Genomic DNA, 13,078 nt, shown 5'->3' with positions numbered 1-13,078 from the left:
CTCAGAAATCTGGAGACTGAGATGGCAAGCCTCTCCCAAGCCGTCAATTCACTGTTCCTCAAGGAGTTCGTGGGCGCAATCCTGCTCACGATGCGCCACTTCTTCAAACAGAAGGCAACGGTGAACTATCCTTTCGAAAAGGGCCCGGTCTCTCCGCGTTTCCGCGGTGAGCATGCGCTGCGCCGTTATCCGAACGGTGAAGAGCGCTGCATCGCCTGCAAGCTGTGTGAAGCGATCTGTCCCGCTCAGGCGATCACCATCGAAGCCGGCCCGCGCCGCAATGACGGCACCCGCCGCACGGTGCGTTACGATATCGACATGGTGAAGTGCATCTATTGCGGTTTCTGCCAGGAAGCCTGCCCGGTGGATGCCATCGTCGAAGGCCCGAACTTCGAATTCGCGACGGAAACCCGCGAGGAGCTTTATTTCGACAAGCAGAAGCTTCTCGACAATGGCGACCGCTGGGAGCGTGAAATCGCACGCAACCTCGCACTGGATGCGCCTTACCGTTAAGGCGCAACCGCCTTTCCGGGGGAGACCCCGGAGAGCGATGAAAAGTAAAATGCCTGCGCGGTTTTCGCCGGCGGGGACGAAACGGGTGAGGGGCCTTCGAGCCATCTTTGCCCGATGAGGACAAGAAGGCACCAACATGGGTCTGCACGCTGTATTCTTTTATATATTCGCTTTCGTCGCCGTGGCGTCTGCGTTCATGGTCATCGCATCGAAGAACCCTGTTCATTCGGTGCTGTTTCTGATTTTGACCTTCTTCAACGCAGCCGCGCTGTTCCTGCTGACGGGCGCCGAGTTCCTCGGCATGATCCTGCTGGTGGTCTATGTCGGCGCCGTGGCGGTGCTCTTCCTCTTCGTCGTCATGATGCTGGATGTGGATTTCGCCGAGCTTCGCTCGGGCGTGCTGCAGTATGCCCCGGTCGGCGCGCTGATCGGTGTCATTCTTGCGGCGGAACTGATCGTCGTGGTCGGTGGCAGCATGCTGAACCCGATTGCGGCCAAGTCCATCACCATGCCGATCCCGCCTGTCACCGAACGCACCAATACGGCCGCACTCGGCGACGTGCTCTATACCAATTACGTCTACTTCTTCCAGCTCGCCGGCCTCGTGCTGCTGGTGGCCATGATCGGCGCCATCGTGCTGACGCTGCGTCATCGCACCGACATCAAGCGGCAGGATATCTCCACCCAGGTCGGCCGCGACCCGAAGACCGCCGTTACCACGGTCAAGGTCAAGCCGGGCCAGGGCATCTGAGGCGCGAACGGATCCAAGGAAACAGAACATGGAAATCGGTCTTTCCCACTACCTGACGGTCAGCGCGATCCTCTTCACGATCGGCGTCTTCGGCATCTTCCTCAACCGGAAGAACGTCATCGTCATCCTCATGTCGATCGAACTCATCCTCCTGGCGGTCAACATCAACATGGTGGCCTTCTCGGCCTTCCTGAACGATATCGTCGGTCAGGTCTTCGCTTTGTTCATTCTGACCGTCGCAGCCGCCGAAGCGGCCATCGGTCTTGCAATACTCGTTGTCTTCTACCGCAACCGCGGATCGATCGCCGTCGAAGACGTCAATATGATGAAGGGCTGATAAGGCTATGATCTACAAGGCTATCGTCTTTCTTCCACTGATCGGCTTCCTGATCGCCGGCCTGTTCGGCCGCTCCATCGGCGCCAAGGCTTCGGAATATGTCACCACCGGTCTGATGATCGTGGTCGCCATCCTGTCGTGGATCGTGTTCTTCACCGTCGCGCTTGCCCATGGCGAGCCGGGCGAGGTGATCAAGGTTACGGTCTTGCGCTGGATCCAGTCCGGCGGCATCGATGTCGAATGGGCCTTCCGCATCGATACGCTGACGGCTGTCATGTTCGTCGTGGTCAACACGGTCTCGACGCTGGTGCACCTCTATTCGATCGGATATATGCACCACGATCCGCATCGTCCGCGTTTCTTCGCCTATCTGTCGCTCTTCACCTTCGCCATGCTGATGCTGGTGACCTCCGACAACCTGCTGCAGATGTTCTTCGGCTGGGAAGGCGTGGGTCTGGCGTCCTATCTGCTGATCGGTTTCTGGTTCAAGAAGCCGTCCGCATCGGCTGCCGCCATGAAGGCCTTCATCGTCAACCGCGTCGGTGACTTCGGCTTCATTCTCGGCATTGGCGGCGTGTTCGTGCTGTTCGGCTCGATCAATTTCGAAACGATCTTCGCTGCTGCCGCGACCTATCTGCCGGCTGAAGGCGCTGCCTCCTCGGAAACCGTCATCAACCTGTTCGGCATGCAGCTGGACAAGGCCAATGCGATGACGGGCGTGTGCCTGCTGCTCTTCATGGGCGCCATGGGTAAATCGGCGCAGTTCCTGCTGCACACCTGGCTGCCGGACGCGATGGAAGGCCCGACCCCGGTGTCTGCCCTCATTCACGCCGCAACCATGGTCACCGCCGGCGTCTTCCTCGTCGCCCGCATGTCGCCGCTGTTCGAACTGTCGCATGATGCGCTGACCGTCGTGACGCTGATCGGCGCGATCACCGCCTTCTTCGCGGCAACCGTCGGCCTCGTGCAGAACGACATCAAGCGCGTCATCGCCTATTCGACCTGCTCGCAGCTAGGTTACATGTTCGTGGCGCTCGGCGTCGGCGCTTATGGTGCTGCCGTGTTCCACCTCTTCACGCACGCCTTCTTCAAGGCTCTTCTGTTCTTGTGCGCCGGCTCGGTCATCCATGCAGTCGATGGTGAGCAGGACATGCGTTACATGGGCGGCCTGCGCAAGCATATCCCCATCACCTTCTGGACCATGACCGTCGGCACGCTGGCGCTGACCGGCGTCGGTATTCCGGGCACGATGATCGGTTTTGCCGGCTTCTTCTCGAAGGACGTCATCATCGAATCCGCTTATGCTTCGCATTCGGTTCTCTCCGGCGTCGCCTTCACGCTGCTGGTCATCGCGGCCCTGTTCACCAGCTTCTACTCCTGGCGTCTGGCCTTCATGACCTTCTTCGGCAAGCCGCGCGCTTCGGCCGACGTGATGCACCATGTGCATGAATCGCCGATGGTCATGCTGATCCCGCTCTTCATCCTCACCGTCGGTGCGATCTTCGCCGGTGTGGCCTTCGAAGGTTATTTCTTCGGTCATGAATATGCCGAATTCTGGAAGGGCGCTTTGTTCACACTTCCGGAAAACGAGATCCTCGAAGAGTTCCACCACGTTCCGCTGTGGGTGAAGTGGAGCCCGTTCTTCGCCATGGCGCTCGGTTTCGTGACCGCCTGGTACATGTATATCAAGTCGCCGGAGACGCCGAAGCGTCTGGCCGAGACCCATCGCGGCCTCTACCAGTTCCTCTTGAACAAGTGGTACTTCGACGAACTCTACGACTTCCTCTTCGTTCGTTCCGCCAAGGCGCTCGGTCGCTTCCTGTGGAAGAAGGGCGACGTCGCCGTCATCGACCACTATGGACCGAACGGCATTGCAGCGCGTGTGGTTGACGTGACCAACCGCATGGTCCGCCTGCAATCCGGTTACCTCTATCATTATGCCTTTGCGATGCTGATCGGCATCGCGGCGCTTGTCACCTGGATGATGCTCGGGAGTGCCCTCTGATGACCGATTGGCCCATTCTTTCAACGGTCACCTTTCTGCCGCTCGTCGGCGTGGTGCTCCTGCTTCTGACGAATGAGAACGGCCCCTACGGTCGCCGCAACATTCTCAATGTCTCGCTGCTGACGACCGTTTTCACCTTCCTGGTGTCGCTCTTCGTCTGGATCGGTTTCGATAATTCGAACCCCGGTTTCCAGATGGTGGAAAAACACGCCTGGTTCGGCAACATCGCCGCCTATCATCTGGGCGTCGACGGCATCTCCATGCTGTTCGTCATCCTCACCACTTTCCTCATGCCCTTCTGCGTGCTGGCAAGCTGGGATTCGATCGAGAAGCGCGTCAAGGAATACATGATCGCCTTCCTGCTCTTGGAAGTCGTCATGGTCGGCGTCTTCGTGGCGCTGGATACGGTTCTTTTCTACGTCTTCTTCGAAGCGACGCTGATCCCGATGTTCATCATCATCGGTGTCTGGGGCGGCAAGGATCGCGTCTACGCATCTTACAAGTTCTTCCTCTACACGCTGCTCGGCTCGGTTCTGACCATGCTCGCCATCATGGCCATGTACTGGCAGGCCGGCACGACCGACATGACGGAACTTCTGAAATACGGCTTCCCGGCTGGTATGCAGACCTGGCTGTGGCTTGCCTGTTTCGCGGCCTTCTCGGTCAAGATGCCGATGTGGCCGGTGCACACCTGGCTGCCGGATGCCCACGTGCAGGCGCCGACCGCAGGTTCCGTCATCCTTGCCGGCGTCATGCTGAAGCTCGGCGGTTACGGTTTCATCCGCTTCTCGCTGTCGATGTTCCCGCTGGCCTCTGACTATTTCGCCCCCTTCGTCTTCACGCTGTCGGTTCTTGCCATCATCTACACCTCGCTGGTCGCGATGATGCAGGACGATATCAAGAAGCTGATCGCCTATTCCTCCGTCGCCCACATGGGTTACGTGACCATGGGCATCTTCGCCGCCAACGTTCAGGGCGTGCAGGGCGCGATCTTCCAGATGCTGTCGCACGGCATCGTCTCGGGCGCGCTCTTCCTCTGCGTCGGCGTTGTCTATGACCGTCTCCACACCCGCGAGATCGCGGCCTATGGCGGCCTCGTGAACAACATGCCGAAATATGCCGTCGCCTTCATGATCTTCACCATGGCCAATGTCGGTCTGCCCGGCACCTCCGGCTTTGTCGGTGAATTTCTGACGCTGATCGGCGTATTCCGGGCCAACACGCTGGTCGCGCTGTTTGCGGCAACCGGCGTCATCCTCTCGGCCGCTTATGCGCTGTGGCTTTACCGCCGCGTGATCTTCGGTGCGCTGGAGAAGGAAAGCCTGAAGTCGATGCTCGATCTGTCGACCCGCGAAAAGGTCATCCTTTATCCGCTGGTTGTGCTGACGATCTTCTTCGGCGTCTATCCGGCGCCGGTGTTCGATGCGACAGCCGCATCGGTCGATCTTCTGGTAAACAACTATACGGCTGCATTGCAGGCGGCGCAAAATGTTGCGCTCTCTATGAATTGACGACAGGACCCGTTGGACATGACCGCTGAAATCCTTTTTGCCAGTCTGCACATTGCGACGCCCGAGCTGATCCTTGCGGTCGGCGCGCTGGCGCTGCTCATGATTGGCGTCTTCTCGGGCGACAAGTCGACAACGACGGTCACCGGCCTTGCCGTTGCCCTCCTGCTCGTCGTCGGTCTCTGGATCATCTTTGCCCCCGCTTCGGGCGTGGCTTTCGGCGGTGTCTACATCGCCGATGCCTTCGGCAACTTCATGAAGGTACTGGCGCTGATCGGCTCCATCACCGCCATGATTCTCGCCGTCGGTCAGGGACGTTTCGAACCCATCGGCCGTTTCGAATATCCGGTGCTGCTGGTTCTTGCGACCCTCGGCATCCTGCTGATGATCTCGGCCAACAACCTGATCTCGCTCTACATGGCGCTGGAACTGCAGTCGCTGGCGCTCTATGTCGTCTGCGCGATCAACCGTGAAAGCCTGCGCTCTACGGAAGCGGGCCTGAAGTATTTCGTGCTCGGCGCGCTGTCTTCCGGCATGCTGCTTTATGGCATGTCGCTGGTTTACGGCTTCACCGGCAATACCGGCTTCACCGAAATCGCGCAGGTTCTGGCCTCGGAAACCCGTTCCCTCGGTCTGGTCTTCGGCCTGGTCTTCGTTCTCGCCGGTCTCGCCTTCAAGATTTCGGCCGTGCCGTTCCACATGTGGACGCCGGACGTTTATGAAGGTGCGCCGACCCCGGTAACGGCGTTCCTGTCGGCTGCGCCGAAGATTGGCGCCATGGCGATCCTCGTTCGCATCGTCATCGAGGCGTTCCAGCCGGTCTTCGCCGACTGGCAGCAGATCGTCGTGTTCATCTCCATCGCCTCCATGCTGCTCGGCTCCTTTGCCGCAATCGGCCAGAAGAACATCAAGCGCCTGATGGCTTATTCCTCCATCGGTCACATGGGTTATGCGCTGGTCGGTCTCGCTGCGGGCACTGAAGCCGGTGTGGCTGGCGTCATCCTCTACATGACCGTTTATATGGTCATGACGCTCGGCACCTTCGCCTGCATTCTCTCCATGCGCCGCAAGGAAATCGGCAATGTCGAGACTGTCGAGGATCTGGCCGGTCTTTCGTCCTCCAACCCCTTCATGGCGGTTGTGCTGACGATCCTGATGTTCTCGCTTGCCGGTATCCCGCCGCTCGCCGGCTTCTTCGGCAAGTATTATGTCTTCCTCGCAGCCATCGAGGCGAAGCTCTATCCGCTCGCCATCATCGGTGTGATCGGCTCTGTTGTCGGCGCCTATTATTATATCCGCGTCGTCAAGGTCATGTGGTTCGATGAGGCCAAGGACAAATTCGAGCGTCCCGCCGGCGAACTCAAAGTCGTTTACGCGCTTTCCGGCCTCTTCGTTGTCGCCTTCATCGTCTTCGGCGGTGCACTCGGCAACGCGGTGACAGTTGCGGCGAAGACCTTCTTTTGAGCAGCACGCACAAGCATACGGGCCGGATGTCCATCGATGACTTCCGGCACGAGGCGATGGCGGAAACGCCATCGACCAATCTGGAATGTTTCGCCCAGGCAAGGGCGGGCGATGGCGGCAATCTGTGGATCACCGCCATCCGCCAGACTGGCGACGCGGCCGTCGCGGCCGTCCATGGGTCTCCGAACCCGGCAATCTCTACGCCTCGCTTCTTCTGATCGATCCCGCTCCGATGGATCGCATAGGGTCTCTGCCGCTTGCCTTCGCGCTGGCTGTTTATCGCGCCATCCGCGCGGTGCTGCCGACGGGTGGTGAGCCGCTCGAAATCAAATGGCCGAACGACGTTCTGATCGGTCGCCGCAAGACCTGCGGCATTCTGATGGAGGCGGAGCTGCTGCCGGATGGCCGACGCGCCATCGTCATCGGCATCGGCATCAATATCGCCCATAAGCCGGAAAATCCGCTTTACCCCGTCACCATGCTCTCCGAACATGGGGCGTCCTGCTCGCCCGACGAATTGTTCGCCCATCTTTTCCGCGAGACGGCGGAGGTGCTGGGGGATTGGGACGAGGGCAGGGGCGTTGCCGGCATCATGGCTGGCTGGCGTGCCGCCGCCTGCGGTATCGGCGAACATATCACCGTCAACTTTCCGGACCGTTCGATTGGCGGGCGTTTCGTCGGGATTGATGATAATGGTTATCTGCTGCTGGATGAGGATGAGGGCGCAAGGCGCTCGATTGCCGCCGGCGACGTGTTTTTCGGATGAGGTGAACGGCGCGACCCGAAGGCCCGCGCCGAACCGCTTTCGACGGGTTGGAGCTTTCCTGCGGCTCATGAAAAGCAGGGTGACAAACCGGTTCCGCATCGGCCCGGTCGATCAGATGGTTCAACAGGTCCGATGCTTAAGAGCGCGGTGGGCGCGGCCAATTGCCGTCGCCTGCGTGCTTTCGTGAATGGATAAGAAAAACAATGGCTAAACAGGACGAACTGGTCTTTGTGCCGCTTGGCGGCGTGGGTGAAATCGGCATGAATCTGGCGCTTTACGGCTACGGGCCGGAAAGCAAGCGCCAATGGATCATGGTGGATTGCGGCGTGACCTTCGCCGGCCCGGATCTGCCGGGCGTCGATCTGGTGCTGCCTGACATCAGCTATATCGCCGAGCAGAAAAAGAACCTCAAGGGCATCATCATCACTCACGCCCATGAGGATCATTACGGCGCGCTGAACGATCTCTGGCCCGGCCTCAACGTGCCGGTCTATGCCTCGCCTTTCACCGCCGGCATGCTGGAAGCCAAGCGCGCCTATGAAGGCACGCGCGCCGAAATTCCGGTGACGATCTTCAAGGCGGGCGACCGCATCAATGTCGGTCCGTTTGAAATCGAGGCTGTCGGCGTCAACCACTCCATTCCGGAGCCGATGTCGCTGGTCATTCGCACGCCGCTCGGCAATGTCATCCACACCGGTGACTGGAAAATCGACGAAGCCCCGTCGCTCGGTCCGTTGACGGATGAAGCCCGTTTCCGCGCCATCGGCGAAGAGGGCGTGCTTGCGCTGATGTGCGACAGCACCAATTCGGTGCGCGATGGTGTGTCGCCCTCGGAACATGAGGTTTCCGAAGGTCTGCGGCAGATCATCGAAAATGCCGAAGGCCGCGTGGCCGTCACCACCTTCTCCTCCAATGTCGGTCGCATCCGCTCGATTGCGCAGGCCGCGGAAGCAGCCGGCCGCGAGGTGTTGCTGCTCGGCTCGTCATTGAAGCGCGTCGTCAACGTCTCGCAGGATCTCGGCATCATGGAAGGCATCAAGCCGTTCCTCGCCGAAGATGAATATGGTTATATTCCGCGCGACCGGGTGGTGTTGATCCTGACCGGTTCGCAGGGCGAGCCGCGCGCCGCACTCGCCAAGCTTTCGCGTGACGAGATGCGCAATGTGGCGCTGGCTTCCGGCGATACGGTGGTGTTCTCATCGCGCGCCATCCCCGGCAATGAGAAGGCGATCATCGACATCAAGAACGGTCTCATCGAGCAGGGCGTCCATATCGTCACGGACAATGAGGCGCTGGTGCATGTCTCCGGCCATCCGCGCCGCAACGAACTTCTGAAGATGTATGAATGGACGAAGCCGCAGATCGTCGTGCCCGTCCATGGCGAGGCGGCGCATCTGGTGGCGCAGAAGGAACTGGCCGAACAGGCCGGCATCTCGCAGGTGCCGAAGGTGCGCAACGGCAATGTCCTGCGCCTTGCGCCGGGTCCGGCGGAAGTCATCGACGACGTGCCGCATGGCCGCGTCTTCAAGGATGGCAATCTCGTCGGTGACATGGACGAGATGGGCATCAGCAATCGCCGCAAGCTGTCCTTCGCCGGCCATGTTGCCGTCAATGTCGTGCTGGATAGCCGTTACGATTTCCTCGGCGATCCCGATGTCGTGCCCTTCGGTCTGCCGGAATTCGATGACGAGGACGAGGCGATGGAAGACACGCTTTATGACGCTGTTCTCGGCGCCGTCGAAAGCATTCCGCGCGCCCGCCGCAAGGATCTGGATTTGCTGCGTGAAGCGGTGCGCCGCGCCGTGCGCGCCGCCGCCAACCAGAGCTGGGGCAAGAAGCCGATCGTGACGGTTTTTGTAACCAAGGTCTGAGCCGGGAGCTTACCGGCAATCGGCCGGGGCGTCTGTCTCTTTCCCGATGATTCCGGGGCCGTGCTGCAAAGCGCGGCCCTTCTGTTTTTCTTTTAGGGTTTCTTGCGGAGAAGTGATTCCGATCTGCGGATGAATGCGTTACAAGAAGCCCATTGTGCAGGAGGATCACATGCCGCTTCTTTCGGCCTTCGCCGTTTATTTCATCGTCTGGTGGACGGTGCTTTTCATCGTGCTGCCGATTGGCCTGCGCACTCAGGATGAGGAGGGCGATGTGGCGCTGGGCACGGTTGCCAGTGCGCCATCAAGGTTCAAGGGCGGGCGGATCGTTTTGTGGACGACCGTGATCTCGGCCCTGATCTGTGGGCTGTGGTACGGCGGAACCTGGTGGTTCGGCGTCAGCCTCGATGACCTGCCGAGAATTATTCCCGTTTTCGATTGAAAAGCTGCGCAGGTGATCGCCGTTCGCGCGCATCTGCTCACTCAGACTGGCGGTGAGCCCATGGTCGCGGCAGTTTCCGGCGGATATGACCGGGATTCTGTCATATGGATGTCATATCTCTCGTGCACACAGCAAGAACGTGCTCAGTGCCTGATTCACCGCCATAATTTTACCGGAATATAGCGGCGGGACGGGGCTATTTGTGTAGAAGCAAAAAAAAACAAGGCTTTTCAGCCTTGTTTTCCAGGTTTCGCGTGATCTGTAACCGTTGCCGGGGCTGCGAACGAGCGCGCCTAAGATCTGATCCTCCCAAGACTGACCGCGAAAATGACAAGAATTTAAACTTCCTGCCTCTTTTGTAAGCTAAAGCTAGCTCAAACCCCCATGCTTGTCATCTCATTTTTTGCATATTTGTTACAGTCGGCAAAAAATTCTCCGTGGTGCAATTTGTCGCACCGGATCAAGAATAATATTCCGATCAAAGCGTTTTGACGCGAATTAGCTATCGCGAAAATACCGCAAAATCGCCTTTAACGCTCTTTTCATGGCGGGTTTTCATCTCGGCCGGAAACGGCTATATCCGGCGCCAATATCCCTCTATTCGGGGCGATTCCCGCGCCTTTGCGCGCTGTCGTCCGCATCAATGGAAGCCGTCATGCGTCTCAGCCGTTATTTCATGCCCATCCTGAAGGAAAACCCCAAGGAAGCGGAGATCGTCTCCCACCGCCTCATGCTGCGCGCCGGCATGATCCGGCAGCAATCGGCTGGCATCTATTCCTGGCTGCCGCTCGGCAAGCGCGTGCTGGACAAGGTCAACAGGATCATCCGGCAGGAGCAGGATCGCTCCGGCGCCATCGAGCTTCTGATGCCGACGCTGCAATCGGCCGAGCTCTGGCAGGAAAGCGGCCGTTACGATGACTACGGCAAGGAAATGCTGCGCATCAAGGACCGTCAGGACCGCCAGATGCTCTACGGACCCACCAATGAGGAGATGATTACCGACATCTTCCGTTCCTATGTGAAGTCCTACAAGAACCTGCCGCTGAACCTCTACCATATCCAGCTCAAGTTCCGCGACGAGGTGCGTCCGCGTTTCGGCACCATGCGTTCGCGTGAGTTCCTCATGAAGGATGCCTATTCCTTCGACCTGACCAAGGAAGACGCGATCCATTCCTATAACAAGATGTTCGTGGCTTACCTGCGCACCTTCGAGCGCCTTGGCCTGCGCGCCATTCCGATGCGTGCCGATACCGGCCCGATTGGCGGCAATCACAGCCATGAATTCATCATTCTGGCCGATACCGGCGAATCCGAAGTCTTCTGCCACAAGAGCTTCCTCGACCGCGCCATTCCCGCCGAAAACACCGACTTCGACGATGTTGCAGCCCTGCAGGGCGTATTCGACGAGTGGACGGCCGACTATGCCGCCACGTCCGAAATGCATGACGAAGCCGCCTATAACGCCATTCCCGATGGCGAGCGCCTTTCCGCGCGCGGCATTGAAGTCGGTCACATCTTCTATTTCGGCACCAAATATTCCGAGCCGATGGGCGCGAAAGTGCAGGGTAAGGATGGCAAGGAACACCCTGTCCACATGGGTTCCTATGGTATCGGGCCGACACGCCTTGTTCCCGCCATCATTGAAGCATCGCATGATGAGAACGGAATCATCTGGCCGGCCTCGGTCGCTCCCTTCGATGTCGTGATCATCAACATGAAGGCTGGCGATGCTGCCTGTGATGCGGCTTGCGAAAAGCTGTATTACTCGCTCTCCAACGCCGGCAAGGATGTTCTTTACGACGACACGGACGACCGTGCGGGCCAGAAATTCGCCACCGCCGACCTGATCGGCGTGCCGCTGCAGATCATCGTCGGCCCGCGTTCGGTCGCGAATGGCGAAGTCGAAGTGAAGGATCGCAAGACCGGCGAGCGGGAGACCGTGACGATCGAGGCGGCGATGAACAGGGTGCTCGGCTAAGAGCGAGCGGGAAACGGAGCGGCTTCACCCGAAGTCCGCTCCGGTTTCGTAACGCAGATGCCGCAGAAATATGGGCCGGTTTTCGGAAAAGACCGGCCTTGTAGTTTGAGATCAGGGAGACGACATGGCACAAGCCGAGGCTGACAAGGGTGCGGCTGTTTCCGCCGGGGCAAAAACCGCCCGGCCGTTTTCCGCTTTTGAACGCATGGTGGCCTGGCGTTATCTGCGGTCGCGGCGCAAGGAAGCGTTCATTTCCGTCATCGCCGGTTTTTCCTTCGTCGGCATCATGCTGGGCGTGGCGACGCTCATCATCGTCATGGCGGTGATGAACGGGTTCCGCACCGAGCTCATTTCGCGCATTCTCGGCATCAACGGTCATATGATCGTGCAGCCGATCGACCAGCCCTTCAATGATTATGATGAGCTAGCGAAGAAGTTTGCCGCCGTTCCCGGCGTCACCATGGCCCTGCCGCTGGTGGAGGGCCAGACGCTCGCCTCCGGCCGTGGCGGCGCGGGCTCCGGCGCTCTGGTGCGCGGCGTTCGCCAGGAGGATATCGACAAGGTCAAGGAAGTCGCCACCAACATCAAGACCGGCGATCTGGTCGGCTTCATGGCTGGAGATGGCGTTCTCGTCGGCTCAAGGCTCGCCGCCCAGCTCGGCGTAACGGCCGGTGACGACATTACCCTCATTTCCCCGGAAGGCGACGTGACGCCGATGGGTGTCAATCCGCGCGTCAAATCCTACAAGATATCCGGCGTCTTCGAGATCGGCATGTCGGAATATGACGCCTCGATGATCTATATGCCGCTGTCCGAAGCCCAGCTTTATTTCAATGCCGAAGGCCTCGTGCAATCCATCGAGCTTTATGTCAGCCGCCCCGACGATGTCGACGGAATCCGCCCGCTGGTGGAACAGGCCGCCGAACGGCAGATTTATATCACCGACTGGAGACAGCGGAACCAGACCTTCTTCTCCGCCCTGCAGGTGGAAAGAAACGTGATGTTCATGATCCTCACCCTCATCGTTCTGGTGGCGGCGCTGAACATCATTTCCGGCCTCATCATGCTGGTGAAGGACAAGGGCAGCGATATCGCCATTCTGCGCACCATGGGCGCAAGCTCCGGCTCCGTGATGCGCATCTTCTTCATGACCGGGGCGGCCATTGGCATGGTCGGCACCTTTGCCGGCGTGGCGCTCGGCGTCATCGTCTGCCTCAATGTGGAATCCATCCGGCAGTTCTTCTCCTGGATATCCGGCACGGTGCTGTTTGACCCGCAGCTTTATTTCCTGAGCCAGCTTCCGGCCGAAATGGATATCAGCGAGACCATTTCCGTTGTCATCATGGCGCTGACGCTCTCTTTCCTGGCAACGATCTTTCCAGCATGGCGGGCTTCCAAGCTCGATCCGGTGCAGGCCCTGCGTTACGAATAAGGACCGCTTCGCAA

General features: G+C 59.3%; 10 protein-coding genes and 1 pseudogene. All 11 read left to right on the top strand.

The genetic code is table 11. The annotated features are described in order from the left end of the window. Nucleotides 1-21: 21 nt before the first annotated feature. The 11 genes and pseudogenes from nuoI to L904_RS12355 all read left to right on the top strand — a co-directional run bounded on the left by nuoI (nucleotide 22) and on the right by L904_RS12355 (nucleotide 13,064). Nucleotides 22-513 carry an NADH-quinone oxidoreductase subunit NuoI gene (gene nuoI / locus L904_RS12405; RefSeq protein WP_003496449.1) on the top strand — a complete coding sequence of 164 codons (492 nt, stop codon included), beginning with the start codon at nucleotides 22-24 and terminating at the stop codon, nucleotides 511-513. Between the two features lie 136 nt (nucleotides 514-649). Beyond that, a complete protein-coding gene (locus tag L904_RS12400; RefSeq protein ID WP_003521517.1) occupies nucleotides 650-1,264 on the top strand; it encodes an NADH-quinone oxidoreductase subunit J in 615 nt (204 codons plus the stop codon). Between the two features lie 28 nt (nucleotides 1,265-1,292). Further along, complete coding sequence (gene nuoK / locus L904_RS12395) at nucleotides 1,293-1,601, top strand: NADH-quinone oxidoreductase subunit NuoK (protein ID WP_003521516.1); 309 nt, start codon at nucleotides 1,293-1,295, stop codon at nucleotides 1,599-1,601. 7 nt (nucleotides 1,602-1,608) lie between these two features. Continuing rightward, nucleotides 1,609-3,606, top strand: a complete 1,998-nt coding sequence (gene nuoL, locus L904_RS12390; protein ID WP_035261474.1) for an NADH-quinone oxidoreductase subunit L — start codon at nucleotides 1,609-1,611, stop codon at nucleotides 3,604-3,606. After that, nucleotides 3,606-5,117 carry an NADH-quinone oxidoreductase subunit M gene (locus tag L904_RS12385; RefSeq protein ID WP_059762564.1) on the top strand — a complete coding sequence of 504 codons (1,512 nt, stop codon included), beginning with the start codon at nucleotides 3,606-3,608 and terminating at the stop codon, nucleotides 5,115-5,117. Before nuoL ends, L904_RS12385 begins: the two co-directional genes overlap by 1 nt. Before the next feature lie 18 nt (nucleotides 5,118-5,135). Beyond that, on the top strand, nucleotides 5,136-6,578 hold the full coding sequence (nuoN, locus tag L904_RS12380; RefSeq protein WP_003521512.1) for an NADH-quinone oxidoreductase subunit NuoN: 1,443 nt from the start codon (nucleotides 5,136-5,138) through the stop codon (nucleotides 6,576-6,578). 26 nt (nucleotides 6,579-6,604) lie between these two features. Next, nucleotides 6,605-7,344 (top strand): annotated as a pseudogene (locus L904_RS12375) (biotin--[acetyl-CoA-carboxylase] ligase). A 203-nt stretch (nucleotides 7,345-7,547) separates the two neighbouring features. Next, nucleotides 7,548-9,215 (top strand): ribonuclease J, encoded by a 1,668-nt coding sequence (locus L904_RS12370; RefSeq protein WP_003521510.1) that lies wholly within the window; start codon nucleotides 7,548-7,550, stop codon nucleotides 9,213-9,215. A 133-nt stretch (nucleotides 9,216-9,348) separates the two neighbouring features. Beyond that, nucleotides 9,349-9,654 (top strand): DUF1467 family protein, encoded by a 306-nt coding sequence (locus L904_RS12365; RefSeq protein ID WP_035262821.1) that lies wholly within the window; start codon nucleotides 9,349-9,351, stop codon nucleotides 9,652-9,654. Nucleotides 9,655-10,309: 655 nt separating this feature from the next. After that, entirely contained in the window at nucleotides 10,310-11,632 is a 1,323-nt protein-coding gene (gene proS, locus L904_RS12360) for a proline--tRNA ligase (protein ID WP_003521508.1), read from the top strand. Nucleotides 11,633-11,756: 124 nt separating this feature from the next. Then, complete coding sequence (locus L904_RS12355; RefSeq protein WP_035262824.1) at nucleotides 11,757-13,064, top strand: lipoprotein-releasing ABC transporter permease subunit; 1,308 nt, start codon at nucleotides 11,757-11,759, stop codon at nucleotides 13,062-13,064. Nucleotides 13,065-13,078: the final 14 nt, after the last annotated feature.

Origin of the sequence: Agrobacterium sp. LY4, from assembly GCF_001526585.1 — a bacterium.
GTDB lineage: Bacteria > Pseudomonadota > Alphaproteobacteria > Rhizobiales > Rhizobiaceae > Agrobacterium > Agrobacterium leguminum.
This window is presented reverse-complemented; position numbering and strand designations above follow the sequence as displayed.